Source organism: Nonomuraea sp. WAC 01424, from assembly GCF_003947315.1.
In the GTDB taxonomy this organism is placed as follows: domain Bacteria; phylum Actinomycetota; class Actinomycetes; order Streptosporangiales; family Streptosporangiaceae; genus Nonomuraea; species Nonomuraea spiralis.
Window position 1 is genome coordinate 141266 of sequence record NZ_QHHZ01000022.1, and the last position, 26134, is coordinate 167399.

At 72.2% G+C, this 26134-nt stretch carries 17 protein-coding genes; 5 read left to right on the forward strand and 12 right to left on the reverse strand.

Annotation, left to right across the window (positions count from 1 at the left end):
- Positions 1 to 8 precede the first annotated feature (8 nt).
- Positions 9 to 620: a TetR/AcrR family transcriptional regulator gene (locus DMB42_RS45100; protein WP_125646037.1), complete on the reverse strand. Its 612-nt coding sequence runs from the start codon at positions 618 to 620 to the stop codon at positions 9 to 11.
- 139 nt (positions 621 to 759) lie between these two features.
- Here DMB42_RS45100 and DMB42_RS45105 point away from each other — a divergent pair, with 139 nt between their 5' ends.
- Together DMB42_RS45105 and DMB42_RS56530 are read left to right on the forward strand one after the other, a co-directional pair.
- Entirely contained in the window at positions 760 to 981 is a 222-nt protein-coding gene (locus DMB42_RS45105; RefSeq protein ID WP_125646039.1) for a hypothetical protein, read from the forward strand.
- 38 nt (positions 982 to 1019) lie between these two features.
- Positions 1020 to 1187, forward strand: coding sequence for a carboxylesterase family protein (locus tag DMB42_RS56530; RefSeq protein ID WP_125646168.1), 168 nt, complete (start codon positions 1020 to 1022; stop codon positions 1185 to 1187).
- A gap of 1 nt (position 1188) precedes the next feature.
- Here DMB42_RS56530 and DMB42_RS45115 read toward each other — a convergent pair whose 3' ends face one another.
- Both DMB42_RS45115 and DMB42_RS45120 read right to left on the reverse strand, forming a co-directional pair.
- Positions 1189 to 2097, reverse strand: coding sequence for a CU044_5270 family protein (locus tag DMB42_RS45115; protein ID WP_125646040.1), 909 nt, complete (start codon positions 2095 to 2097; stop codon positions 1189 to 1191).
- A 3-nt stretch (positions 2098 to 2100) separates the two neighbouring features.
- Entirely contained in the window at positions 2101 to 2685 is a 585-nt protein-coding gene (locus DMB42_RS45120) for an RNA polymerase sigma factor (RefSeq protein WP_125646042.1), read from the reverse strand.
- 212 nt (positions 2686 to 2897) lie between these two features.
- On the opposite strand from DMB42_RS45120, the gene DMB42_RS45125 reads away from it, so the two are divergent.
- Positions 2898 to 3092: a hypothetical protein gene (locus DMB42_RS45125; RefSeq protein WP_125646044.1), complete on the forward strand. Its 195-nt coding sequence runs from the start codon at positions 2898 to 2900 to the stop codon at positions 3090 to 3092.
- A 224-nt stretch (positions 3093 to 3316) separates the two neighbouring features.
- Here the strand turns inward: DMB42_RS45125 and DMB42_RS45130 are convergent, their stop codons facing one another.
- The 5 genes from DMB42_RS45130 to DMB42_RS45150 all read right to left on the reverse strand — a co-directional run bounded on the left by DMB42_RS45130 (position 3317) and on the right by DMB42_RS45150 (position 15666).
- Positions 3317 to 4246, reverse strand: a complete 930-nt coding sequence (locus tag DMB42_RS45130; protein WP_125646046.1) for a hypothetical protein — start codon at positions 4244 to 4246, stop codon at positions 3317 to 3319.
- A gap of 13 nt (positions 4247 to 4259) precedes the next feature.
- Positions 4260 to 5225: a hypothetical protein gene (locus DMB42_RS45135; RefSeq protein ID WP_125646048.1), complete on the reverse strand. Its 966-nt coding sequence runs from the start codon at positions 5223 to 5225 to the stop codon at positions 4260 to 4262.
- Positions 5226 to 5233: 8 nt separating this feature from the next.
- A complete protein-coding gene (locus DMB42_RS45140) occupies positions 5234 to 13894 on the reverse strand; it encodes an RHS repeat domain-containing protein (RefSeq protein WP_125646050.1) in 8661 nt (2886 codons plus the stop codon).
- Between the two features lie 210 nt (positions 13895 to 14104).
- Entirely contained in the window at positions 14105 to 15346 is a 1242-nt protein-coding gene (locus DMB42_RS45145) for an RNA polymerase sigma factor (RefSeq protein ID WP_125646052.1), read from the reverse strand.
- The gene (locus DMB42_RS45150; RefSeq protein WP_125646054.1) at positions 15343 to 15666 is read right to left on the reverse strand and encodes a YciI family protein; all 324 of its coding nucleotides are present in this window, start codon (positions 15664 to 15666) and stop codon (positions 15343 to 15345) included. The genes DMB42_RS45145 and DMB42_RS45150 overlap by 4 nt, the downstream gene beginning before the upstream one ends.
- 334 nt (positions 15667 to 16000) lie before the next feature.
- On the opposite strand from DMB42_RS45150, the gene DMB42_RS45155 reads away from it, so the two are divergent.
- Positions 16001 to 17311 carry an FAD-binding oxidoreductase gene (locus DMB42_RS45155; protein ID WP_125646056.1) on the forward strand — a complete coding sequence of 437 codons (1311 nt, stop codon included), beginning with the start codon at positions 16001 to 16003 and terminating at the stop codon, positions 17309 to 17311.
- On the opposite strand, the gene DMB42_RS53820 is transcribed toward DMB42_RS45155, so the two are convergent.
- Positions 17308 to 22059: a hypothetical protein gene (locus tag DMB42_RS53820; RefSeq protein WP_185845200.1), complete on the reverse strand. Its 4752-nt coding sequence runs from the start codon at positions 22057 to 22059 to the stop codon at positions 17308 to 17310. The two genes, DMB42_RS45155 and DMB42_RS53820, sit on opposite strands and share 4 nt — an antisense overlap.
- A 269-nt stretch (positions 22060 to 22328) precedes the next feature.
- Between DMB42_RS53820 and DMB42_RS45165 the strand changes: the two genes are divergently transcribed.
- Positions 22329 to 23453, forward strand: a complete 1125-nt coding sequence (locus DMB42_RS45165) for a lipase (protein ID WP_221762650.1) — start codon at positions 22329 to 22331, stop codon at positions 23451 to 23453.
- On the opposite strand, the gene DMB42_RS45170 is transcribed toward DMB42_RS45165, so the two are convergent.
- Genes DMB42_RS45170 through DMB42_RS45180 form a run of 3 tightly spaced genes read right to left on the reverse strand, consistent with a single transcriptional unit; the run spans position 23418 to position 26062 of the window.
- Positions 23418 to 24134, reverse strand: a complete 717-nt coding sequence (locus tag DMB42_RS45170) for a response regulator transcription factor (RefSeq protein ID WP_260478319.1) — start codon at positions 24132 to 24134, stop codon at positions 23418 to 23420. The two genes, DMB42_RS45165 and DMB42_RS45170, sit on opposite strands and share 36 nt — an antisense overlap.
- A complete protein-coding gene (locus DMB42_RS55670; protein WP_125646062.1) occupies positions 24131 to 25279 on the reverse strand; it encodes a sensor histidine kinase in 1149 nt (382 codons plus the stop codon). Before DMB42_RS55670 ends, DMB42_RS45170 begins: the two co-directional genes overlap by 4 nt.
- 60 nt (positions 25280 to 25339) lie before the next feature.
- Positions 25340 to 26062 (reverse strand): TetR/AcrR family transcriptional regulator, encoded by a 723-nt coding sequence (locus DMB42_RS45180; RefSeq protein ID WP_125646064.1) that lies wholly within the window; start codon positions 26060 to 26062, stop codon positions 25340 to 25342.
- Positions 26063 to 26134: the final 72 nt, after the last annotated feature.

A 26134-nucleotide genomic window follows, 5' to 3' on the forward strand; every position in this document is an offset into this window, starting at 1 on the left:
GGAGGCGGTCACTCGTGGTTCGTCGTGGTGAAGACGCGGGCGAGCTGGTGGTCGATCATGGCTACGGCGTCTGCGGCGGATCGCTGCCCCAGCAGGACGCTCGACTGAATCCCCTCGGCGCCCGCCAGCAGGAACACGGCCTCGGCCGCGGCGTCGACGTCCTGTGGCACCTGGCCGAGCTCCTGCCCTTGCGCGATCAGGCCGGCGACGAGGTTCTCCAGCGCGAGCGGCGCGGCGCGGGCGACCTCGGCCAGGGCGGGGTCGGTCAGGAAGCGGACGAAGTAGGCGGCGTACACCAGGTGCCGGTTACGCCGTTCCTCGTCCAGCGGCAGCAGCTCCAGCAGCACTCCCCGAACGATCGCGTGCATGCCGGGCGCGTCGCCGAGCAGCGCGAGGCGTTCGCGGGCCCGTTGCTCGGCGTCGTCGTTGAGGATCTTCAGCGCCCCGAGCAGCAACTGGTCGCGGGTACCGAAGTAGTACTGCAGCAGCCGGGCGGAGACTTCGGCCTCGGCGGCAACCTGCCTCAAGGTGACGTCCTCCAGGCCGCCACGGGTGGCCAGGCGCCATACGGCTGCTGCGATCTGGCGGCGGCGCTGATCATGGTCCACCAGTTTCGGCATGCCGTCCCTCCCCTGCGACCCGTTTGTGGTGCGATCGTATCAAGACCGGTGTTATGGTTCGAACGCACCATAAAACAGTGGGAGGCGTGTTCACGCCTGCCATCACGGCCCTTCGGGGCGAGAGGAGACGAACCCCCTCATGAAGCACGTCACCGTGCTGATCATCGGCATGCTGCTCCTGGTCCTGGGAGCACAGGGCGCCATCCGGCTGCTGACCGACCACGACAACGCCGGTCTGCTGGCCTGGTTGCCCGGCGGATTCGCGACGCGGCTCGCGGGCTTCGCGCTGGCCGCCGTCCTCGGAGCGCTGCTGGCCTGCTGGGGCAGCAAGAAGGCCAAGCAGAGCGGCCGCGGACGATGACCGGCCGCACACGAGCGGCCGCGGCGCTCCTCACCGCCATGACGACCTCGGGCGAGGTACGAGGCACGGAACAGGACGGCGTTCGCCGCTTTCGCAACATCCGGTACGCCACCCCGCCCGTCGGGGAGCGGCGCCGGCAACCGCCTCAGCCGGCGAGGTGCCCGCGCCGGAAGCCCCACCACGGGGTTCTGACCGACCGGCGCTGACTCAGGGCGCGTCACCCGGCCGGTCCACGATCCCCGAGCCGAGCACCGACATACCCATGCTCTGACCGTCGTGTACGGTCTTCACCCCCATGTAGCGGTAGTCGCCCGGATTGAGCACGTAGTAGAGCTTGCCGGATTCCCCCGCGTCGAAGACCACGCCGACGCCGGGGCGGCCGTCCATGTCCGTGGCGTTCTCCTCGACGGAGACGTGCGGGATCTTCGCCAGCGCCCGGAACATGGCCGCGGCCGTGTCCTGCGGAATCACGGGCCCGAACTTCAGGTACCACCCGATCGTCCCGAACGCCTTGGCGTCCTGCGCGATCTCGGGCGGGCAGGACGGTCCGCAGATCGACAACGGCGCACGCTCCGGAACGTCGCCACGGACGTGTCGCAGCAGCGCGTCGGGGTCCGTGGGCAGGGCCTCCACCTCCTGCTGGGTGCGCCGCACGGTCGTCGGTCCCTTCTCGGCCGGGCCCACCTTCAGCTCCCGGCCCTCCGGGCGCAGCGCCGACCTGGTCCCGTCCATGCGGTCCCAGCTCTCGAACGTCGGCAGATCGGCTCCCATGTGCTGCGACTCCTTGAGATAGAACCACTGGTCGGGCCTGATCTCGACGGGTGTGCTCCGGGTCGCCATGAGCGCGGCCCGTTCCAGCACCGTCGCCGCGCTCGGCGAGGTCGGCCGCGTCTCCTCCTCGCCCCCGCGGTCCGGGACGAGGACCGCCGCGGTCGCGGCCGCCAGCACACCCGCTGTGGCCAGCGCGAGCCCGAACCTCAGCCGGTACGCGGGTCGCGGCCGTCGCGCGGGAGCCTGCTCCATGTACACGGTCATCCTGAGCCGGACCTCCGACACGTCGGGCCGCTCGGGAACCTCGTCACGCATCTGGCGCAGCATCTCGATCTCGTCGACCATGGTCTACCCCTCTTCCGGATCGGCGTCGGACAGCACCCGGCGCAGTTTGGTCCTCGCCCTGTTCACCCGCGACCGGACGGTCCCCACGGGCACGTCGAGCGCCGCCGCGGCCTCGTCGTACGTCAGCTCGGCCCAGACCACCAGCAGCAACGTGTCCCGGTGCGCCTGGGAGAGCCCGGCCAGCGCCTTCGCCAGCCGCCTGTTCGCCACGCCCGCGCTCACCCGCCGGTCCACCTCGTCCGTGAACGGCTCGATCACAGGGTCGGCGCCGGTGCGGCTCAGCGCCTTGTACAGGCCGATCTCGCGGCGCCGGTGCCTGCTGACGAGGTTGGTGGCGATCCCGTAGAGCCAGGACCGTTCGTTGCCCTTGCTGCCGTCGTACGACGCCAGGTGCTGCAGGGCCACGGCGAAGGTCTCGGCCACGATGTCGTCGGCAGGCTCAGGGCCCAGACGCCGGATGACGTAGCGCTTCAGCTCGGGGGCGTGACGGGTGAACAGGACGGCGAACCGCTCGGATTCGTGCCAGGGCGACGGGCCCTCGGCAGTGTGGGGCCAGGAGGAGGGAGCCGCCTGGCTCTCGTGTCGCATCTGTCGCCTCTCGGATGTCCTCGAACATGACACGAGTAATTGCCATGAACGCTGACAAAGTTCCATGATTCTCGCCGCTAGGCGCCGCTGGCCGGCCTGGCCTGTGCGGCGACGCTAACGCTGGGTCTCACCTCGTTCTCGGCGCCCGTGAGCGCGACGCAGGCGCCCAGAGTCACCGAGAACGTGAAGAGCACTGCCGAGGCCGCAGGGACGTGGACAACCCTGCGGCACGACTCCCACTCCCCGACCAAGGACTGGACGACCCGAAGCTGGAAGTCCAAGGCGCGCGTGCTCCAGATCGCCGCCCGCGCGTGCACAACGCGAAAATCGGCGGCACCTACCGCGCCACCTTCGTGCTCAACCGCAAGCAGACCATTGAGTACTGGGCGCAGAACTGGATGCCCTGAGCCGGGCCGCAACCGGCTCGCGCCCCTCACCGGCCGCGGTCACTGCCGCTCGGATTGCCGCAGCAGGGCGGTCAACGTCTCCCTCCATCGCGACCCGCCGACGTTCCCGACCGTCTCAGCACTCTGGTGGAGCATCTCGGCGACGTCCTCGCGGTCGTTGAGGACGGCTTCGCACCGTTAGGCGCTGAGCAAGATCTTGAGTGCGGAGAGCCGAGGCGGAAAGGTCATGAGCATTCCACGAGGAGGTAGTTCACGAGCGCGTTCGAGGCCGTGACCGTCGCCCCCGACCCGTTGTAGTCATTGTCCTGGAGTCCCTGCTCGGAGACGGCGGTCACCTCCCCGACGTCCGGCTCGTTGAGCATCACCGACGTCGGGGACACTCCGAAGCAGATCTGCGAGATGTCCGGCGTGGGATCGAGCGTGGGGTCGAACTGGGGCCAGAACGACTGCAGCAGGAAGGCCGCCGAGGCCACGCTCGCGCCCCCGAGGGCGGGCAGCGGCCCGATGGTCTGGGTCACGGGGGCCGCGTTGGGCAGATAGGCGAGGCCGAGGCCGAGGCCGGCTCCTTCGGGAGTCATCGCGATGACGGCGGCGTCGACCGTGCCCGAGAAGGCCGAGTCGCCGGTCCAGATGCCGGTGGCGACCGCCGACACCGCGGGCGTGCGCGACGTGAGCGGGTACGTGACGCCCACGCCGACGCCGAGACTCAGGAAGTCGGAGTCGTCTTCGGCGAAGGTGTAGGAGAAACCGGAGATGGCCGCGACCGCGTACACCGGCGGATACGACGTCGGCAACGGCTTCTGCGCCGCCTGCGACGACATCTGGTCGACCGGGATCCCGTGCTGGTTCTGCATGACGAGCCCCGGCGGGTCGTCCGAACCGATCCAGGCGACGACCGTGACGTAGGTGTAGGACGAGGACGGGTCGACGTCGTCCATGAGCAGGGTCTGGTCGATGATGACGGTCGCCGGGTCCGCTTCGGCGTCGCTGCCCACCTGGAGGGACACGCCGATGTTCTGGATCTGCGCGTTGGGCGGCTGCGTCTGCCAGTTCAGGTAATTCAGCGCGTAGACGAAGGGGCCCACCGTGTCGGTGAAGGTGAAGGTCCCCGAGTTGCTGCCGGTGATCTTCTGCGTCTGGATGGCGATCGGCATGGTAGCGCTCCTGTCAGGCGAACTGGGCGACGACGGCCAGCGTCGCGGTGCTGTCTGAGGTGATGTAGGTTGTGGCGCCCCAGTCCGGGTTGTAGATGTTGAGGATGAAACTTCCGGATACTTGGGCGCCGGAGATGGTCAGGTCGGACGACTGCATCGCCTCGATGAGCTCCAGAGTGGTGGTGTCCCCGTAGACGATCGTGACGTCCTGGAGCAGGATGGCCGCGTTCACGATCTGCGAGTAGCCGTCGGGGATGGTGAACGTCGCCTGGAACGTTCCCGTCATGCCGTTCTCCTTGTCGGGCGCGGACCAGTTCACGTCCACCGTTCGCACCACGTCGAACCCCGTCAGGTCCGGCAGGTAGGACAGCAGGCCGATGTCGACGGTGCCGTCGGACTGGAAGTCCGTCAGGGCGGTGGTGCCGTTGACCTGCACCTGGTCGTTCAGCGGCGAGGAGACGCCCGAGCTCAGCGTGAGGCCGCCGATGTAGCCGCGCGCGCCGGTGGCGCTGGCGACGGAGAACCCGGAGAGGAACGCCAGGTTCTCGGCGCCGTCGGGGACGTCGATCGGCGGCGAGTCCGCGCCGGACTTCAGGCCGAAGGTCGTCCCGCAGACCGCGGTCGTGGCGGAGGTGCCGATCACGGCCAGCGCGGTCGCCTGCACGACGCTGGCGGGGTCCGACTCCCCGTCCCAGAAGCAGCGCGCGGTGTCGCCGTGGTAGTCGGTGAGCATGACGTTGCCGCCCAGGACGACGGTGTCGCCGAACAGGTTGGGCGTCAGGGACGCGCCGACGGCTCCCACCGGTTCGGCCCAGTCCAGCGAGTTGGTCACGTAATTGAGCAGGAAGCCGCTCAGCGCGACGCCGTAGGCGAGGATCTGCTCGCCCTGTCCGATGTCGCCGCTGAAGTCGAACACGACCGGCGACGCGAAGGCGTTGCCCGAGGGCATCTTCTGCGTACGGACGCTGAGATGAGCCATTACTCCTCCTAGAAGCCGAACCGTAGATTCGTGTAGCACAGGTAGCCGCCGCCGAGGAGCACCAGCGACAGGGCGGGGATCGCGACGGTCGCCCACGGGTCGTTGGTCCAGGCCGTCTTGAGGGTGCCGGCGGTGATGTCCCCCCACTCGGCGCCGCTCTGGGCCACCACGCCCAGCAGCGACGTCCCCATGCCGAAGCCCAGGTAGGACAGGCTCTCCATGCCGACGCCCTGGCGCAGCGGCCGGTCCTCGGCCACGTTGCACATCACCTGTTTCACCGCCCCCTGCACCGCGCCGCCGGGCCCGCCGGAGGTCACCGCGATCAGGCCGCGGACCAGCCCCGGCTTCGCGTACTGCAGCGCGCGCGTGGCGGCGGAGGCGGGCCGGGCGGGCGCCGGCGCCCGCTCCTGCGCCGCGCCGGCCTGTGATTGCGCCCCGGGCGGCTCGGCCTCGGTGGTCGGCGCGACCTCGTCGATGGCACCGCCGCCTTCCTGCACCGCCTGCGCCAGCGGCGGCCCCGCGGCCTCGGCAGCCCCCGCGGCCTCGACGGACTCGGCACCCGGCGCCGCGGCCGCGCCGGCGGCCGCCGCCGCCGGCTCCAGCACGGACGACAGCCCCCCGCTGATGCCGCCGGTCACCAGCCCTCCGGCGGCGCCGGCGGCCAGGCCGATGCCGAACTCCAGGCCGAACGCCTTACCGCTCCAGTTGCCCGGCGGAGTGGTCACGGCGTATTCGAGCCCGCTGCCGGCCGCGCCCATGATGCCGCCACCGGCGGCGCCGATGCCGGCTCCCGTCACCGCCGCGCCGGCCAGGCCGCCGAAGATGCCCTCGGCCGTGAACGCCGCCGGCACCAGTGCGGCGGTCGCCCCGGCGGTGGCGATCGCGGTGGCCAGGATGAGCAGGGTGAGGGCGGTCTCGATGCCGGCCTCGCCCATGGCGGTCATCGCGCCGGTCGGGTCCGTCAGCAGCGCCGGTTGGTTGCCCGCGTAGACGTACGGGCTGGCGTACTGGCCGGCCGGGTCGGGGTTGAGGAACCGGGCGATCGACGGGTCGTACAGGCGGGCCGGGAACGCGTACAGGCCGGTCTCGGCGTCGAGTTCCTGCCCGGTGAACAACATCGGCACGAAGCCCGGCGACGGCTCGTGGGCCAGCACCTGACGGCCGAACACGTCGAAGGAGTAGGCCGCGACGAGCGTGCCGTCACCGTCGAGGACCAGCCGGGGCGAACGCAGGTGGTCGGTCACGATCGTGTGGCGCAGGCCGCCGCGCGTCATCGCGACCAGCCCGGTGGGACCGTACACCCAGGCGGTCGGGGTGCCGGACGCGTCGACGGTGAGCAGCGGGCCCGGTGTGCCGGCGTGCACGTAGAGCGCCGGCGTGTCGTCGCCGGCGGACTGTTTGACGCGGCGGTAGCCGTTGACGTCGTAGGCGAAGGTCAGCGTCGTCCCGCCCGTACCGCCGGTGATCGTGGCGGGCAGGGCGGTGGCGTCGAGGTAGGTCAGCGTGAGGTCGTCGCCGCCGCGCTGGGTGAGCAGGCCGTTGGCCTGGTAGGTGTAGGTCGCCGGGCTTCCCTTGGCGGGGGTCACCGAGGTGAGCCGGTTGGTGCCCGACGCGTAGCCGAAGCGGGCCGGGTCGCCGCCGCCGCGCGCGAGCGTCTGGATGTTGCCGTTCTGGTCGGTCAGGCCCGCGGTGGTGGTGTAGCCGACGCCGACCGTCCGTGTCCCGTCGGCGTCGTCGGCGCTCAGCAGCCGCTGCAGCGGGTCGTGGCTGTAGCGCACGGCCGCGGTGTCCTTGACGCCGTCGCCGCTGATCGACTCGACGAGCGTCTGCGGATTTCCGGCGGCGTCGTAGGTGAGTTCGAGCGACAGGGCCGTCTCTCCGGACGTGACCGCGAGGGAGTCCAGCCGGCCGAGCGGGTCGTAGGAGGCCGCTCCGGCGCAGCCGCCGGGGTAGGTGTGCGTGACGGGCCGCCCGCGGGGGTCGTAGACGTAGGACGCCAGCAGGGTGCCGCTGTCGTCGGCGACGCCCACGATGTTGTCCCGGCCGTCGAAGGTGTAGCGCACGGCCGTGAGCCCGGTGGCGGCCGCGCACGGGTAGCCGACGCGGGTGGCCCGGCCCTGGTTGTCGAACTCGTAGGTGGTGGTGAACGTGCCGAGCGTGCTCCCGCTCTGGCTCATCCGCACCGTCCGGCTCGCGAGCGTGCCGTCCGGCGCCCAGCCGAAACTCTCGGCGACCTCGTACGACGACGCGCCCGAGCCGGTGACCGCCACCGTGCCGACGACGTGGTCCAGCGCCGCGAGATCGCCGCCGTCGCCGTCGTACGTCCAGCGCCGCGTCACCTGGTACGGCGTCTCCGTCTGGTCCTCCGGCCACGACGGCTCGTCGGCGTACTGCTGGAGCGAGCCGGAGTCCCAGCCGAGGGTGACGGTGCCCGACGACAGGCGCCGGCCGAGGACGTCCCAGGTGTGGTAGGCGAACAGACCGGCGGCCGCCGCGGCCGCGTCCTGGACGAAGCGCACCCGCCCGCCCCGGTCGAACAGGTAGCGGGTGGTCCCGGTGTCCGGCGAGAGGTCCTCGACCACCTGCCCGACCGCGTTCTCCCGGTGGGTGAGCGACTGCGCCGGCTCGCTGTAGGTGTAGGAGTCGGGCAACGCCGTGACGGTGTCGGCCGTCCCGTTCGCGTACTGCGGCGCGACCGTGTCGAGTGCCGCGTCCGCGCCGGCGGGGGCGTAGCGTGCGGCGGGCCGGCCGCTCGCGTCGCGCAGCGTGGTCATCGCGGTCTTCGTCTGGCCCGTGCGGGTGGTGAGCCGGAACGTCGCGTCCGGCGGGTTCAGCCCGTACGGCAGCGCCTCCTCGTTCGCGTCGTACCCGAACTGGACGGTCGCCCGGGCGGCCGGCGTGGTCGATCCGCGGTCGATGACGGCGTGGTCGATGCCGGGGAAGCCGAGTTCGACCGGGCGGGCGTGCCGCGCCGGTTCCAGGACGGTGCGCGTGTACGGGTAACCGCCGTCGTCGGTGTCGTAGGTCCCGTCGTACCAGTCGGCGACGTCCCCGGTCATCGTCGCGTCGCCGTCGAGCCCGGCGAGGAAGGCCGGTACGTCGACCAGCCCGCCGCGGTAGGCCAGGACCGGCAGGGACGCGCCGCCGCCGAACAGTCCCGGCGCCGGTTCGGTGCGCGCGATCTTTCGGGCGCGCCCGTCGCGGATGGTCTGCGACACCAGGTAGTCCTCGTTCGTCAGGATGTGATCCTGGCGGGCCGCTCCCGTCGCGTCGCTGTGCTTGAGCCGTAGCGCCGGGCCGTCGAGGAGCACGAGGTTGGCGATGGCGAGCCCGTTGCGGCCGACGACGGCGGCCGGCGCGCCGCCCGCCTGCGTCTGCTCGGCGAACAGCTGCCGGCCGTCGGCGTAGAAGATCAGCCGGCCGCCGATCAGGACGAGCAGGCACCACGTGGGCGGGCCCGTGACGGAGGCCGGTGAGCCGGCCGGCGTGCCGTCGAGCGTGAGCCGCCACTGCGTGGTGGCGGGGTCGAAGGTGACGGCGGCGTCGTCACCGGCCGTGATCGCGAAGTCGTCGGTGAGCCGGAGCGGGCCGTCGCCGAGCGGGGCCAGCTCGACGTAGAGCGCGTACGTCGGCCCGGGCGACTCCGCGTAGCCGAGCGAGTCGCTCTGCGCGGACGGCTGATGGGCGAGCACGCCGCCGGCCGCGGTGAACGCCGTGGCGGCCGACGGCGTCCAGTCGGCCTGCCATCCGGTCCCGTCCCGGAACGTCTGGTGGCTGCCGCCGGAGAAACACCTCACCGCCAGCGACCCGTTGGGGTCGGCGCAGTCGAAGCCGTCCGGATTGCCCTGCCGGGACAGGTATTTGAGCTGCAGGGACGACGGCGCCCCTGTCGAGGTGGTGCCGCCGATCACGCGCAGGAAGGTGTCGCGGATCATGTGCCAGGTGTGCCCGGCGCGGTCGATGCGGGCCAGCGGCAGCCGGCTCGCGGCGTCGTAGGACCGGGCGGTGAACTGCGCGGTCAGCGGCACCACGGTGACGTCGTCGGTGTGCACCGCCGCCGTGGTGGTGTTCGCGGCCTCGATGGTGAGCGTGATGTCGCCGCCCGCCGGCACGGCGATCGCCGCCGACTGGGGCGCCCAGGCGCCACCGGTGTCGGGGAACGGCAGGAACCGGGAGGCGGGCGTGCCGTCCGCGGTGACGGTGAACGTCCAGCCCGAGGTGCCCGGGGTGAAGCCCGCGCCGGTCTTGCACCAGGCGGTGAAGACGTAGGTCTGGTCGGCCTTCGGCGACAGGGCCGCGCGGGTGGCCGCCGCACCCGCGCCCGGCAGCGTCAGGCTGCTCGAACCGGTGTGCGCGTCGGTGTCGTCCCATTCCGCCCCGCCGGTGAGCGTCCACCCCGTCAGGTCCTCGTAGGTCTCGAACCCGGTGTAGGCGGCCTGACCGGCGGTGAAGCTCGCGTTGGCGACATGCGCGATGTCGAGCAGCCCGTCGGCGGAGGCCAGCGTCGCGTGGACCGTCCCGGCCGGGTCGGCGGACTCGGAGACCGCGCCCCGGGCGCTCACGGCCGTCGCGGTGCTGGTGGTCACCCAGTACGCAGGGTCCGGAGTGCCGTCGAACGGGAAGCTCCCGTCGTCGCCGCCCGAGGGGTCGCCGGTCCACGCCCACTGCCGGGCGGCGGCCATGACGCCCAGCCCCGTGCCCGGCTGCGACCAGGACGACCAGGTCGTCGCCGTGGAGTTGACGGTGACCGTCGCGGCGCCGTCGACGCTCACGGTGTGCAGCGAGGCGACCACCGGCTTCAGCAGGTTCGCCGCGAGCAGCCCGGGATACTGCTCGTAGCCGTAGGTGAGCCGCTCGGCGTGCGTCTCGACGCTCCCGGTGATCGTGGTGAGCTGCCAGCCGCGGCCCACGACGCCGCCGGAGAACGGAGCCGGGACGAGGAACGGGCGCAGCGGGTCGATCGGGGCGTAGTCGAGCGTCGTCGTCATCGGCACGCCGTCCCGGCGCTCGACGACCTCGGCCGGGCGCACGTAGGTGCCGTAGATCGGCTGCGGGGCCGGATCCTGCGGCGACCGGCCGCGCTGATCGAACAGCGTCCACGTGGTCGTGCGGCTGTGCACCGGCGTCCCCGTGAAGACGCGCACCGCGTCCGGCGCGCTCGGGTCGCCGGTGTAGTCGATGTTGTAGACCTGGCCCGACGCCGGGTCGGCCACCGCCCAGTAGCGGTACGTGCCGTCGATCTGCAGGTACTGCACCGTGGCGCCGCTGCCCAGGGTGCTGCCGGCGCCGGCGAAGGCCTGCGCGAGGCCGTCGGGTACGGGCTGCGGCGGGCCGGGCGCGGCGTCCGGGTCGAGCCCGAGCGCGCCTGACATGGCCGTCGCGAACGTGAACGCGCCGGCGAACGCGGCCGTCTGCCGCAGCAGCCCGTCGAAACACAGATCGCTCGCCCCGGGCAGGGTGCCGTTGAGGTAGGAGTAGACCGTGCGCCCGAAGGCCGAGGTGCGGGCATCGCCGGCGCCGTCGTACACCGCCGACCGGTAGTACTTGACGACCTGCCCCGTCGGATCGCACGCCGCCGTCGCCGCGTCGAACTCGTACGCGGTGGTGTACGTGGCGCCGAAGCCGTCGCCGATGACCAGCGTGCTGACCGGGTAGGCGGTGACCGGGCCGCTCATCGCCTGACCGGCGTACCGGTACACCCGGTAGGACGCCGCCTGGCTGAACCCGCCCTCCGTGGCGGCGTAGGCGACGAGGGAGAACGGCCCGGCGGGCCACTGGCCGTCCGCGGAGCCCGGCGACACGCCCGGGACGTAGTACGCCGAGCTCCCGAGCGTGTCCGGCAGCGGCTGGAGCACGCCCCCGTTGCGCAGGACGAGCAGCTGGACCGCGTCGTCCGCGGCCACCGCCGCGTCGCTGACGAGATAGGCCAGGAAGGCCGGCGCCTGGTTGACGATGCTGCGCGAGTCGACGTCCGTGGCCAGCTGTGAGGTCGACGTCAGCGCGAACACCGGCTGCCGCACCGGCTCGGCCCAGGTCGTCGACGTGCCCCGGTAGAAGACGGAGTTGCGGGCGACGATGAAGTCCCCGCCCGACGCGGACGGCCAGCCCTGGGTCTCGATGTCGCCGCCTTGCGGCAGCGCTGTCGTGATCGGCGTCGGCTGGGCGGCGAACCCGTCGCCGTCCGGGTCGTAGGCCATCAGCTCGGTGGCCGCGTCGGTGTAGTCGTTGACGACCTGGACCGCGACGTCGTCGCCGTAGGCGAACGCGAGCCAGCCGCACCCCTGGCTGGAGGTGGCGAAACTCGTGCTGTGCCAGGTTCCCGCGTCGAAGCGGAACAGGTTCTGGCGGACGGCGACGAACGCGCCGTCCACCACCTCCGGCTGGGGCGGCCACGACACCGGCTGGTCGGCGTCGATCGGCTCCGCCTGCAGCCCTCCGGCGTAGTCGGTGTCGGTGAAGTGGTAGGTCAGGTCCCAGCGCAGCAGCTGAACCCCGTACGTCATGCCGGGCCGGCCCTCCGCGAACGACAGCGCGGCCACCGACGGGCCGGCGTCCCAGAGCACCTGATGGTCGTCGTTGTCGCCGACGGTGTGTCCCGGCAACGCGATCGTGTCGCCGTCGTGCCAGGTCGCGTACCCGTCCAGCCAGGCCAGCGACACGTCGGTGCCGTCGACGGAGGTCTCGGCCACCAGCAGGCACTCCGCGGCGGCGAGCGCGAACAGCGGCGAAGATCCGCTCTGCACCGGTTCGTCCGTCCCGGACCATCCGGTCCGCCAGTCCCACGCCCACCGGTAGAGGTCGTAGGACGAGCCGTCGGCCAGCACGGCGGCGATGAAGGCGCTGCCGGCGGTGAGGGTGGCCACGCCGGTCAGCGCCGGTACGCCGGTCGCCGCCCACTGGTCCGGTCGCGTCGGGGTGCGGCTGTAGAGCGTGACGTGGCTCCGGCTGTCGTCCTCGGCGACCAGTGCCAGCGCGAACGTGTCGTCGCCCGTGACGACCTCGGTGTCGCCCGCGTCGAGCGGGTTGTCCTGGTCGTCGTAGACGGTGCCGCCGGACCAGTGCGACCAGCGGCCCAGCCACGTGTACACGTCCAGCGTCGCCATCGTCCGCTCGGCGTTGAGCCAGACCGACACGACGTAGTCCGCGCCGCTCCAGACCAGCGGGGTCGCGCCCGCGCCGAGCGCCGCCGCCGGCGCGATGTCCGGCGTGGCGCGATCACAGACGTCCAGGCTGGACTCGGCGTAGGACCAGGTGGCGACGGCACCCTGTGGGTGGGTGACCGATCGCAGCGCGCCGAGGTTCGGGCCGTCGGCGGCGTCGACGTAGTAGTCGAAGGCGTAGCCGGGGAGCGTCGCCCCGGCGGCGTTGCGCTCGCTGACCCCGGCGAGATATCGCTTGACGGCCGTCGCCGACAGCTCCGCCGGCGTCGTCGACACCACCCGCGGCGCGGTGTAGTCCAGGTCGACCGCGAACAGCGGCGCACCGGTCGAGGCGCTCACCTCGAGACCGCTCAGGTAGAGGGTCTCGTAGCGGTCCTGATAGGCGTTCGCCGTGCCGAGATCGGCCGGCGGCGTCTCCGGCGCCCCGGCCGGTTGCAGTTGCTTGTGCGGGTCGAGGTACTCCTGCGCGTCGGCGGTGAACGTCTTGTCGCCGTAGCGGAACGTCACGACCTGGCCGGCGACGCTGGTGACGCTGGTCGGATAGATCGCCTTGGTGTACGGCAGTCCGGTGCCGACCAGCTGCTCGGCGTTGTTCCCGAGCAGGCCGTCCGCGCCCCTGGGGAACTCGTTGTAGGCGTAGGACACCGACGATCCCCAGCGGTCACGGCGCGTGCTCAGGTTCCAGGCCCTCGCGTACTGCTGCTGATCCGTGGCCACGGTCGACGGCCCGGTCCACGTGCCCGACGGCCCGCCCCATTTGACCGCCCACTCGACGCTGTTGCCCGCGCTGGTCGCATACTGCTTCGCCGTCCTGCCGAGCCCGCCGCCGAACGTCCGCACCTCGCCGGAGTCCGTCGTGATCTCCCATTTCTCGTAGCCGGCGTAGTAGGAGATCTGCCAGAACTCGTAGTCCTGCAACTGGAAGCGCGATCCCCCGTCGCACACCTCGGCGCCGGTGGCGGTCGCCGCCACCGAGAACACGCGCTCCCAGGTGTCGTCGCTGATCGTCCAGTCCGTGCCGCCGCCGGCGACCGTCGCCCCCGCGTCGAGCGGCACGCCTTGCGCGGCGAAGGCGGCCACGACGTCCGCCGACACCGTGCCGGCGGCGAGCGTGGCGGTGGCGGCCGCGTCCAGGCTCACCCGCGGCCATGGCGTCGAGTCCGCGACCAGCGCGTTGGAGACGCCGGCCGACCAGTAGACGTACCGGGTGGCGGCGCTCACGGATCCGGTGCCCACGGCCTCGATCCTGTCCCAGGCGAGGTACCAGCCCAGACCGGCGATCCCGGTGGGGGCGTCCAGGTTCCATTGGGTGACCTGGTCGCTGACGTTGCTGCGGTAGTGCAGCGCGACGCCGACCGCGAGCGTGTCGTCACCCGGCACGCCGGGCAGTTGCACGAGCTTCTGCGGATAGTTGACGTCACCGCGGAACAGGTTCACGTCCCGTGAGAGCCTGCCGATGTCACCGGTCTCGAACTGCCCTGGTCCGATCGGCGGTGTCGCGTTGCTCATCAGATCCCATCCACACGCACGCGCAGCGGCGGCCCGCGGTCCAGGCAGCCGCACGCGTTTATGCCCCATGCGATCTTCCTGGACGCCGCCGCCGGGTAACGTTCGCGGACCGACACGCCAGGGCAGCGCAAACCGGAGTCCAGATCACTGACCGGCCCCGACTCCCTGAGGAGGCGAAGCCGAGTCACGTGCGCCGATCAAGCGCGGACGCTAGCGCAGCTGGTCGCGGCGGCGGGTGAGGTAGGCGGTCTCGCCGGTGTTGCCGGCCAGCTCGATGGCCCGGTCGTAGGCCGCGCGTGACTGCTGACTGCGGCCCAGCCGGCGCAGCAGGTCGGCGCGGGTGGCGTGGTAGGCGTGATAGCCGGCCAGTACCTCGGCGAGGCGGTCGAGGATGGCCAGTGCCACTTCCGGCCCGTCGAGCTCGGCCACGACGATGGTCCGGTTGAGGGCGATGACCGGTGAGGCGTCGAGGCGGACGAGCTGGTCGTACAGGGCCAGGACCTGCGACCAGTCGGTGTCGCGGATGTCGCGGGCGGAGGTGTGCACCGCGTTGATCGCGGCGAGGATCTGGTAGCGGCCCGGGGCCGCCCCGGCGGCTGCAGCGGCCAGGCGCTCGCGCACCAGCCGGTGACCTTCGGCGATCAGTTCCGCGTCCCAGGCTCCGCGGTCCTGCTCGGCCAGGGGGACCAGTTCGCCGCTCGTCGAGACCCGGGCGCGACGGCGGGCCTCGATGAGCAGCATCAGCGCCAGCAGCCCGGCCGCTTCTCCGTCCCGCGGCAGGAGCGCGCGGATCAGGCGGGTGAGCCGGATCGCCTCGGTGGTCAGATCGTGTCGTACGGGATCGGTGCCGGGGCCGCTGGCCAGATAGCCCTCGTTGAAGACGAGGAACAGCACGGCCAGGACGCCGGAGACACGAGCCGGCAGATCGTCGGCGGACGGCATCCTGTAGGGGATGCGAGCCGCCTTGATCTTGGCCTTCGCGCGGGTGATGCGCTGTTCCATGGTGGTCCCCCGTACCAGGAACGCGCGGGCGATCTCGGGCACGGTCAGACCGCCGACCAGGCGCAGCGTCAACGCCACCCGCGCTTCCATCGCCAGCGCCGGGTGACAGCAGGTGAAGATCAGCCGGAGCCGGTCGTCGTCGACGGCGCCCAGCGGCTCGGGTGGGGTGTCGTCGTGCACCATCTGAGCCTCCCTGTGCTTGTCGTCGCGTCTGTTCTCGCGCCGGAGCCGGTCGATGGCCTTGCGGGTGGCGGTGGTGGTCAGCCAGGCGCCCGGGTTGGGCGGCAGGCCGTCGGCCGGCCACCGCTCCACGGCCGTCGCGAACGCCTCGGCCACCGCCTCCTCGGCGACGTCGAGATCGCCGAAGCGCCTGGTCAGGGCGGCGACCACCCGGGCCCACTCCTCGTGGTGGACCCGGGTGACCGCCTCGCGTACGTCGATCCCGTTCACAGGAACGGCCGAACCTCGATCTTCCGGTTGCAGGCCTTCGACCCCTCTGCGGCCAGCTTGAGCGCCACGTCGAGGTCGGGGGCCTCGATGATCCAGAAGCCGGCGAGGTACTCCTTGGACTCCACGAAGGGCCCGTCGGTGACCAGCGCCTCCGCACCCCGGTTGTCGATGACGGTGGCCGTGGCGGGCGAGGCGAGCCCGCCGGCGAAGACCCAGTGGCCCTCCGTCCGGAGCCGGTCGTTGAACACGTCGATCGCCGCGTCCTCGTCCGGGGTGGCAAGGCCGGCCTGGTCGTGGATCACGGAAATCAGGTACTGCATCTGAAGATCATCTCCTGTGGTGTCAAGACATTGTGGTTCATCGTGCGGGTGCTTCGGCCGGCGCACACCGCGGGGTCAGCGCGCCGGTACACGCCGGCCTCACCCCTGCTGCGAACACCACCACCCCGATCCGACACCGCCACCCGGATTTCTTCATCGAAGTTTCCGGACGCCGGTCGTCAGCGCTCCTCGATCTTCGGACTGTGGCAGACATGGTCAATCTAGCGGCGCTAGACATTCTGCCTTCGGTAGGACTACCATCGCTATCACAGCTAGCGCCGCTAGAACATCCGGCGCATTTCTTCACATTTCTGAGAACTCGATGGAGACGACGATGACGATCAACGACCTGCGCGGTGTGCTCAAGGGGCGCGTGCTCCTGGCCGGTGACGACGGCTTCGAACAGTCGGCCGCCGCATGGAACCTGACTGTCAGGCAGCCGGTGGCGGCCGTGGTGGAGGCCGCGGATGCCGATGACGTGGCCGCGCTCGTACGTCACGCGCGGCGCACGGGTTTGACGGTGACCGCGCAGCCGAGCGGGCATGGCGCGTCGGGTGATGTGGAAGGCCTGATCCTGCTGCGTACCGGCCTGCTGAACCAGGTGGAGATACACGCGGACGAGCGCGTGGCCCGCGTGGGCGCGGGCGTGAAGTGGGGTCAGGTGCTGGCCGCGGCCGGTCCCCTGGGTCTCACCGGCCTGGCCGGCAGCGCGCCGGGGGTCAGCGTGACCGGCTACACCCTGGGCGGCGGGGTCGGCTGGTTCAGCCGCAAGTACGGCTTCGCCTCCGACAGCGTGCGGGCGTTCGACATCGTGGACGCCGACGGCGAGCCGGGCCGGGTGACCGCCGAGTCCGATCCCGAGCTGTTCTGGGCGCTGCGCGGCGGCGGCGGGGACTTCGCGATGGTGACCGCCCTCGAACTGGACCTCTATCCCGCGCCGTCCCTGTACGGCGGCCGCGTGATCTGGCCGGAGCACCGGACCAGGGAGGTGTACGACGCGTTCCTGGAGATCACCGCCGAGGCGCCGCGTGAACTGAGTGTCTGGATCAACCGGTTCCAGCCTCCCGGCGCGCCGCCGATGGTGACGCTGGACCTGGCCTACCTGGGTGAGGCGGCTCAGGGTGAGGACCTGTTGAGACGCCTCGACAAGATCGAGGGCGCGATCTCCGACAACCGCGGCGTCGTCCCGGTCGCCGACCTGGGTCGCATCACCGCCGAGCCCACCGATCCGGTCCCGTCCATCACTCGTGCGGAGCTGCTCACCGGCCTGGACGCCGACGCGGTGGACCTCCTGCTGGCCAAGCCGGTCGAACCGCTCATCAACCTGCAGATCAGGCACCTGGGTGGGGCGCTCGCCGAGCCGGGTGGAGGGGCCGGTGCGAGCGGCGCGGTGGCCGAGCCCTACCTGCTCGGCCTGCTGGGTCTCGGCCTGCCGCACGTGGCCGATGCGACGCGCGCCAAGCAGGCCGAGGTCGTGGCCGACCTGGAGGCCTACGTCAGCGGTCGCAAGCCGTACACCCTGCTGGCCCCCGGTGAGACGGCGGAGAAGTCCTTCTCCGGCAGTGCGCTCGCGCGGCTGCGGGAGATCAAGCGGGCCCGCGACCCGCACAACGTGTTCCGCGCGAACTACCCGGTGCTCGGCTAGCTCGGTTCCCGGCAGGTCACGGCCCCTCCGCCCCCTGGGGGCCGCGCCGAACCCGCGTGACAGGTACCGCCGCGCCACGTACGACGGTCCCGTCGCCGGCGGCGGGCCGGTTCCGCGGTCAGCGCGTACGGCAGGTCGAGCGCCGTGACGCATTCGGTGACCAGCCGCAAGTGGCGCCTGAGGCGGATCGGCGTCCACGGGCCCAGGTCGATCAGGAGCGCGAGCCGCTTCTCGCCCAGCCAGCGGATCGCGGTCTCCACGTCCACGCCGTGCTCGCGGGCCAACTCCCCCGCGACCCAGGACGTGACCCGGCGGCGCGCCGGTCCGGTACGCGGGAAGGCACGCGGTGCCGGCAGGACGACGGGGACGGGGGCGGTGGGCTCGGCTTCGGCACGCCGCAGCAACTCGGCGGCGAGCACGTACAACGCCTGGCGCCGGTCGTGCCGGGTGTCTGAGGGAGCGTGCGTGCCGGAGAGGATGAGCGTGCCGGCTGCGGCGTCGAAGCGCCGTATCAGGCCGGGATCGGCGGGCACCTCCGGCAGTCCCGCCCGCACACTCGCGATCAGCTCCGCCCGTACGGCGGCGTCGTGCCCGTCCGGCGGCGGCAGTCCCTCGTCCGGATCGATGCGCCGTACGAACGCGTGGACCAGCGGATGGTTCAGATCCAGACCTTCCGCGCGCAGCCCGGCCAGGAACCGGTCGGACCGGAACCGCGGCACCCCCGGCAGAGCGCGCACCACCATGTCCCAGACAAGGAAGATCGGCGTCGTCAGCAGCAGCGCCACGGCCCCTCCGACCGGTACGCCCAGGAGCAGCAGACGCAGGTCACCGAGTACGCCGGGCAGCAGACCCCGCTCGACGGCCCCGGCGAGCAGAGGGATCACGAGGAGCGCCGCGAGCACGGACCGGTTCACCCGCGGCCGGTCCGGCGATCCGGTCTCCTCCCCCTCGGCCAGCCTGAGCCACAGAACGGGAACCACCATGGACGCGCCGAACGCCGCCCCCAGGCAGAAGGTGCCCGTGAGCCGCGCCGGGGACATCCCGTCGAACAGCAGGAAGACCGCGCCCAGCACCAGGAGCTGCACCACCAGCCTGGCGCCGAAGTCCAATCGGCCGTGGAACAGGTCGGCGAAGTTCTGGACCATGACCCAGAACAGCAGCATGACCAGCACACGAAGGTCCGGGCCCGTCCAGGTGGAGATCTCCGTGTCCGTCCAGCCGAGGGCCTCGAAGGCGGTGCGGAAGACGTTCAGGACGGGCGTGAGGACATCGGGTTGCCCCGTGACGTACCGGGTCAAGGCCGGGATCGCGAGCCCCAGCACGTGTGCCAGCGGCGCGACCATCAGGCCCAGCGCCACGCCCGGCGGCACGCCGCACAGCCCGTACACGATCCGCCGCCGCCGGCCGGCCGTGGCGATCGCGCAGCGCGAGCGCGGCCGGAGCAGGGAGGCGGCCGTCAGCCAGGCAGCCAGCATCGCGAGGGGTGTCCAGGCGGCTGCCGCCGGCCACCCATACCGGTGCGCCAGGGGCAGTCCGAGCCCGGTGATCATCGCGGCGACGTACACCACCGGAAGGCACAGACGCCGGACCAGGTCGGCGCTGACCGGCGACAACGCGGTCGACAGGAAGGTCGCGCGGGCGGCCAGAGACAGGGACCGCAGCGTCCGTACGGGATCGTCATCGGGACGGCGGGCCAGGCCATGGGCCACGAGACCGGCCAGGAACCCGTAGCGCGCCGGATGCCGGCCCGCGCCCCGGGCGATCGGCAGCAGCCGGCCCGGCCGGATCAGCAGGTCCCACACGCCGGTGTCGCCGGCCGCGATCCTGAGCAGCTCCGGCGTGAGGTAGGCGGCACGGACCGGTCCGGGCAGCGGCAGGATGGTGAACGCCTGCGGTCCCTTGACGGCCGTGGGCGACAGGGCGGCGTAGCGCAGCCCGTACCGCTCGCACAGCTCGGCGAGGAGGGCCAGCAGCGGCTTGACGCGTCGTTCGGCCAACGTGCCCAGGCCGTCGATGAGCAGGGTCGGGCGTCCGGCGCGCAGCCACCGCGCGGCCATGTCACGCGGGATCCGGTGGCCGGCGGCGACGCGCGTCGCCAGCCAGGCCACCAGCGGATGGTCCGCGCTCTCGCCCCGCCGCCACTCCGGCGGCGGCCTCCAGGAACGGACATCCACAAGAACGGGCAGCCCGCCCGGCATCGCCAAGGCCTCCGATGGCGTGGCGTCGGCCGGGTCCAGGAGGGCCGCGGCCAGTTCGGCCAGGACGATGCGGCCGCCGCTGTCGGGCGGCCCGACCAGCAGCGTCTCCGCCTGGAGCCGGCCCGGCAGGTCGGTCACGGGGATCGGCTCGCCGGGCCTCCCGTCCGCCGCCTGCGACATCACGACCATCCCGAGCCGGTCCTCCTCCGCCAGGAGGTCGCGGACCCGGGCGGCCAGCAGCGCGTGGGACGCCGGGTAGCCGGCCGCGTCCTCGGCGTCCCGCCGGTCGAGTGCGCCGGCGAAATGCTCCTTGATCAGCGGGTGGCGGAAGCGGTACTGGCCCAGCGCGCCGACCAGCAGGTCCCGCTCGGCGCCGAAACGCAGGACCGGCATCAGCCGCCACGGCAGCCAGCCGCCCAGCGGCAACGCGACCCGCATGATCAGGTGGTGCACGGCCCTGACCGGCGACCCCGGCTCGATCATCGCGATCGGTACGAGCCAGAAGACGGCCAGCGCCAGGACCGCGATCGACCACAGTCCGGTCTCTCCGTCGAAGTCGCCTTCGTCCGTCACCAGGACCACCGCCGCCGCTGCTGCCGCGGCCAGCACGACGATCCGCTTGCTCACCGCGTTCTGCAGGATGCTCCGGCTGGTCACCACCTCGGGGAAGGCGTCCACGGCGCGCGCGGGGCCGTCGTTCCCCTCCGCGCCGGACGCGGCCGATGGGACGAGCAGGACGACCGCGCCGGCGAGGACCACCGCGGCCAGGAACGCCACCAGCAAGGCCGCGTAGATCTCCACGTAGAACACGGGCAGGGCGGGCAGCAGGAAGCACGCCGTCAACAGGCCCGCCAGGATGACGCCCGTCACGGCCCGGCCCGCCGGAGTGGGCGCGGTGACGGTCTCCCAGCCTGATGCCGCCACCAGGGCGGACAGCAGCAGAAGCCAGTGGACGGGCCCGGGCAGGGGGCGCGCCAGCTCGGTCAGCGCCCATGTTCCCAGCCAGAGCAGGCCGCCCGACGTGACCCCCAGCGCCGCGCCCACCGCGTGCACCGCGATCAGATGCCGCGTCCCCGTCGACGGCGAGCCGGTCACGAACGGCAGCCGGGCGAAGACCTCCCGGGCCGCCCCCACCAGCACGAAGATCGCGACGAGGTAGGCCAAACCGGCCACGGTGAAACCCAGCCGGCTCGCCAGCGGCAGTGCCAGGCCGGCCGCCGCCCATGCCGCTCCCGCCCAGGGCAGGCCGTGCAGCAGCGCCAGGGTCCTCGCCTCGGGGGACGGGTCGATCCAGCGGTACACCGTGCGCAGATCGTCCTCCCCGTCCACGGCCGCGAGCCGGCGCAGCGAGCGGCGCGCCCGGGCCGGCGGCATGCGCGGCGACGGGCGTGAGGTGATCATGGTCTGCTCGTACAGGGCCAGAAGCTCGCCGGGCAGCACGCGCCGGGGCAGCCCGGAACCGGAGCCGCCGGTGCTCGCGTCGGCGGCGATCTGCAACCACAGCGGTGTGGTCACCAGCGCGTCGAGGTCGCTGTCCTGCCGCAACAACGCACGCAGCGCTTCGAAGCGTTCGTCGCCCGCGTCCGCGTAGGCACGCACCTCCTCGATGGTCAGCGCCTCGATGCGTACGGCGCCCTCCAGCCGGAGGCGCGCGTCCAGGCTCTCGTACTCGCCGCTGCGGCAGGTCAGGACGACGGGCGGAGCGGCATCGCCCGCATGCAGCTCGTTGACCAGCCGTACCATCACCTCCCGCTCCCCGGGAGGGATCTCGTCCAGGCCGTCGACGACCCGCACCAGCGCGCCGTCGGCCAGCCAGCGCTTGGTGACGCCGGCCGGGATCTTGTAGCGGGCCCGCGCGGCCCGCGCGATCCACTCCTTCAGATCCTCCACCGTCAGCGCGGGCGGACCGGCGGGCCGCTGCCGGGTGTCGCGCTCCCGCCGCCGGAACGGCCACACCTTGGACCAGCCGGACCACCGCCGCAGCCATGGCACGCCCGTCAGCCGTCGGCGCGGCGAGACGTCGCCGCGCAGTCCGGAACGGCTGGCCAGCGAGAGCACGATCGGTACCGGTTCGCGATCCTCCGGTTCGGCCTCGGCCCGCTCGGCCAGGGCCAGCGCCAGGCGGTGCAGTTCCGTGGTCTTGCCCGCTCCCGGCGCGCCGACCAGCAACATCGACCCGCGGAGGTCGTCGAACACCGAGACGATCTCCGCATCCGGCCGTGGACGCAGCGTCCGGTGCCCGGCGTCCTCCACCGGCGCGAGCACCAGCTCGGGGGCCTCCCGGAAGCGCAGGCGCAGGGGCGGGAGCCCGATCTCCAGACGTTCTGACGCCTCGCGTCGTACGTCGCCGAGCGCGCGTGAGCGCGCTTTCGAGGCGGGCGGGCCGCCGTCCTGCGCCGAGGGCCCTTCCCCGCTCGCCAGCATGCGGACCGCCAGCGTCGCGCTGATCACCGTGACGGCCGCCAGCGCCACGTAGGTCAGCCACGGGCTGGAGGCGAACGGCTCCGGCGGCGGACCGGCGGTGGCGAAGTTCGTCAGCAGGGCGGACACCGCGGCCACCCCAACTGCGGCAACGGCCAGGGCGGCGGCCCTCCGCCTGCCTCGACGCCCCGGCATGGACCTTCGTCGCCTCCGTTCGCGGTCTCGCCTCTCACGGGGTTATCGCGACGGTACGCGATCGCGTTGCACGCCGACCACGGCGCGTGCTCGGTTCGTCCGTGAGCGCCATTCCTGAGAGCGGCTTCTACCCTCCTGGGTTGAGCGGGAGATCCTCCCCACGCCAGAGGCGGCGGCCGTACACGACCGGCAACGTAAATGGGGTGAAACGTGCACTCATCATCACCGCCCTGGCCCTCACACTGGCCGGATGCGGCTCCACCCCACCGCAGCGCCTGACGGTCCCGAAGCCGACGGGCCCGCACCCGGTGGGGACCGTCTCGGTCCACCTGGTCGACCGGTCCCGCCCGGATCCCTGGAACGGCTCAGGCAGGAAGCGCGAGCTGATGGTCAGCCTGTGGTACCCGGCCCGGGACGTGCAGGCCCACCCGGTCGCCCCCTGGATGCCGAAGGCGGCGGCCGATCAGTACCTGAAGATGAACGACCTGGAGCCGGGCTCGGTGCTGCTGGACAGGACCGACGGCCACGAGGGCGCACCCGCCGACACGAGCCTGGGCAAACTGCCGGTCGTCCTGTACTCGCCGGGCGCCAACGCCTCGCGCGCGTACGGCACCGGCCTCGCCGAGGAGCTGGCCAGCCGCGGATACGCGGTGATCACCATCGATCATCCCTATGACGCGGCGGTCGTGGAGTTCCCCGGCGGCCGGGTGGAGGCGGGCGCCGAGCTGACCGACTTCGCCAAGGCGGTCGACGTCCGGGTGGCCGACGTACGGTTCGTCCTGGACAGCCTGCCCTCCCTGGAGGAGAAGCTGCCCGGACGTGACGGCAGGCCACTGTTCGACCTCACGCGGATCGGCATGTTCGGGCATTCGCTCGGCGGCGCGGCCACCTCCTCCGCCATGTACGCCGACCCGCGCATCAAGGCCGGGCTCGGCCTGGACGGCGCCGTGTTCGGCAAGGTCGCGCAGTCCGGTCTCGACCGGCCGTACATGGTGGTCGACACCGACGGGAAGGGCGGCATGGCGACCAACCCGACGTTGCGCAAATTCTGGGACGGATTGCGGGGCTGGCGGCTCAACGTGACGCTCAAGGGGGCGGCGCACAACTCCTTCGGCGACGACGTCCTGCTCATCCCCATGTCGGCCGGGCCGCTGGGGCTGGGGAAGGAGCAGCTCGAGGAGGTCGTCGGCACGATCCCGGCCGAACGGGCGCTGGCCTTCCAGCGCGCCTACCCGCCGGCCTTCTTCGAGCAGCACCTGCGCGGCCGTCCGCAGGCGTTGTTGCAGGGCCCGTCAGCCGCCTTCCCCGAGGTCTCCTACCGCCGCTGACGTCGCCTGCCCGCCGGCCGTGACCACGCCGCCCTCGTAGGCGGCGATGACGAGCTGCGCCCGGTCGTGCGCGGCGAGCTTGGCCAGCAGGCTGCGGACATGGGTCTTGACCGTCGCCTGCCCGATGCCGAGTCGTTCGGCGATCTGCGGGTTGGTCAGTCCGCGTGCCACCAGCACGAGCACCTCCCGCTCCCGGCCGGACAGCCGGGCCAGCCCCGCCGCCGGCCGGGCCGGGATCCCGGTGGACGCGCGCCGGGCGAACTCCCCGATCAGGCGCGTGGTGACCGACGGGGCCAGCAGCGCCTGCCCCTCCCCCACGATGCGCAGCGCCTCCAGCAGGTCGCCCGGCCGGGTGTCCTTCAGCAGGAATCCGCTGGCTCCGGCCCGCAACGCGCCATAGACGTACTCGTCGAGATCGAACGTGGTCAGCATCACCACTCGCGTCCCGGCGGTCACCGGGTCGGCCCGGATCAGCTCGGTGGCCTTGATCCCGTCGAGGCCGGGCATGCGGACGTCCATGAGCACCAGGTCGGGCCGGAGGCCGCGGGCCAGCTCCACGGCCTGCTCCCCCGTCCCGGCCTCGCCTACGGTCTCCAGGTCGGGGGCGGTGTCGATCAGCCGGCACAACCCCGCGCGCAACAACGCCTGGTCCTCGGCGACCAGCACCGTGAACGTGCTCACCTCTCGTCCTTCCCGGAACCGTCCGGCAACAGCAGCCTCGCGCGAACGGCGAAGCCGCCGCCGGGCTCCGGTCCCGCCGAGAACGTCCCGCCGTGCAGGGTCACCCGTTCTTCCAGCCCGGCCAGCCCGTGGCCTCCCGCACGCGGCGCACCTCCGCGACCGTCGTCGACGACCTCGACCAGCAGTTCGCCCTCGGCCCGGGTGCCGACGGCCACCCGGCATCGGGCCGGCCCGGCGTGTTTGAGCACGTTGGTCAGTGACTCCTGCACGAGGCGGTGGACGACGACGGCCGCCTCGTCGCCGAGCGTCAGGCCGGGCTCGACGTCGAGCTCCACCCGTACGTTGCCGCCCGAGATCGCCGCGACCAGCTCGCGCAGCGAGTCCGACACGTACGTCGGACGGTCCCGCTCCCCCGAGGCGTCGCGGAGCAGACCGAGCAGGCCGCGCAGGTCCACCAGCGCCTTCCGGCTGGTCTCCTCGATGATCGTCAGGGCCTCGCCCGCCTCCTCGGGGTGCGTGGCGGCGACGTGGTTGGCGATGCCGGCCCTCATGGAGATCAGGCCCATGCTGTGGGCGACGACGTCGTGCACGTCACGAGCCAGACGCAGCCGTTCCGCCGTGGCCGCGGCCTGCGCCGACCGGGCGACGGCCTGCGCGGCGTACGCGCGCTGCTCCCGTACGGCGAGGCCGATCACCCACGCCAGACCGAGCGCCGTCCAGGCGAATCCGCACGCCGACACCGCCTCCGTCCACGAGGGCGCGCCGATCACGGCGCCGGCGGCGGTCACCCCCAGCGCGGCCGACAGCGCCGCCACCGCCGTCCGGCGCGCCTCCAGCAGCGCCACCGCGTGCAGCGCGACAGCCAAGGGCACGAACGCCTCCTCCCACCCGGCGAACGGCGCGAACGCCGCCGCCACCAGGAGCAGCGCGCAGACCGCCACCGGCCACCGGCGCCGCCCCGCCAACGGCAGGCAGGCCAGCACGATCACCGGCACGGCCGCGTACGGCGACACCCGGGCGGACTCCGGCACCAGCACCGCGGCCACCGAGAACCCGGCCGCCAGGACAACGGCCACGAACACGTCGACGGCGACCCAGTGTCCCGGCCGCAGCCTGCGCATGATCAAGGGACTCCGTTCGGCCACGCGCCCACCCTAGACGGGACGGCACATGTGCCGGTTCGGGTCCGCCGGCGGCTGAAGGCACTAGGCCAGGCCCAACGACCTGACCAGGTCGAGCATTTCGGCGCGGTGCAGCGCGGCCGGATTGCCCGCGACGGGATGGATGTGGCCGTCGATCTCCAGGGCCACCAGGCCGTGCATCCGGCCCCAGACACGCAATGCGAGCGCCGCCGCGGCCGGCGGCACGTCCGGGAGGTCTGCCCGGATCTTCGCGACGTAATCCGGGTGAAGATCGGACCAGGAGGTGTCCTCGGGCTGGTGGTGCCGGGCGTGGGGCCATGCGGCCGCCACCAGGCGGGTGAGGTCGCGGCACACCCGGCGTGCCGTCCGGTCCACCGGCCCGTCCTCGGGGGGCTGGTAGCCGGGGATGGGCTGGCCGTAGAAGAGCCGGAAGCTCTCCGGGTGGGCCAACGCCCATTCCCTCAGGGCCTGGCCCCAGGCCATCAGCCTGCCGCCGGGATCGGTGTCGGGCACGGCGTTGCTGGCGCTTTCCAACGACTCGGCGAGCGAGGCGGCGATCTCGCTGATCAGTGCCGTGATCAGGTCGTCTCGGGTGGGGAAATAGCTGTAGATCGCCCGTGGGGTCATCCCCATCTCGCGGGCGATGCCACGCAGCGAGATGGCCCCCGGCCCTCCGTCGGCCATCTGCCGCACCGCGATGGCCTTGATCTCGTGACTCGTCTCCGCCCGCAGGCGCTCCCGGCGGCTCGCCACGGCCACGACGCCTTCGCCCTCTTCCTTGCTCATGTTGACTCAGGTTACAGCAGTACATTAGGTTCCAGCGTGTCAAAAGTACACGCCGTGTCCTAGATGTGGAGA

Excerpts from the sequence above, each read along its gene's own strand:
- DMB42_RS45115 (WP_125646040.1), bottom strand. The coding sequence starts at position 2,097 with ATGGTCGACGAGATCGAGATGCTGCGCCAGATGCGTGACGAGGTTCCC.
- DMB42_RS45140 (WP_125646050.1), bottom strand. The coding sequence starts at position 13,894 with ATGAGCAACGCGACACCGCCGATCGGACCAGGGCAGTTCGAGACCGGT.
- DMB42_RS45100 (WP_125646037.1), bottom strand. The coding sequence starts at position 620 with ATGCCGAAACTGGTGGACCATGATCAGCGCCGCCGCCAGATCGCAGCA.
- DMB42_RS45130 (WP_125646046.1), bottom strand. The coding sequence starts at position 4,246 with ATGCCGATCGCCATCCAGACGCAGAAGATCACCGGCAGCAACTCGGGG.
- DMB42_RS45135 (WP_125646048.1), bottom strand. The coding sequence starts at position 5,225 with ATGGCTCATCTCAGCGTCCGTACGCAGAAGATGCCCTCGGGCAACGCC.
- DMB42_RS45180 (WP_125646064.1), bottom strand. The coding sequence starts at position 26,062 with ATGAGCAAGGAAGAGGGCGAAGGCGTCGTGGCCGTGGCGAGCCGCCGG.
- DMB42_RS45150 (WP_125646054.1), bottom strand. The coding sequence starts at position 15,666 with ATGCAGTACCTGATTTCCGTGATCCACGACCAGGCCGGCCTTGCCACC.
- DMB42_RS56530 (WP_125646168.1), top strand. The coding sequence starts at position 1,020 with ATGACGACCTCGGGCGAGGTACGAGGCACGGAACAGGACGGCGTTCGC.
- DMB42_RS45120 (WP_125646042.1), bottom strand. The coding sequence starts at position 2,685 with ATGCGACACGAGAGCCAGGCGGCTCCCTCCTCCTGGCCCCACACTGCC.
- DMB42_RS45155 (WP_125646056.1), top strand. The coding sequence starts at position 16,001 with ATGACGATCAACGACCTGCGCGGTGTGCTCAAGGGGCGCGTGCTCCTG.
- DMB42_RS45105 (WP_125646039.1), top strand. The coding sequence starts at position 760 with ATGAAGCACGTCACCGTGCTGATCATCGGCATGCTGCTCCTGGTCCTG.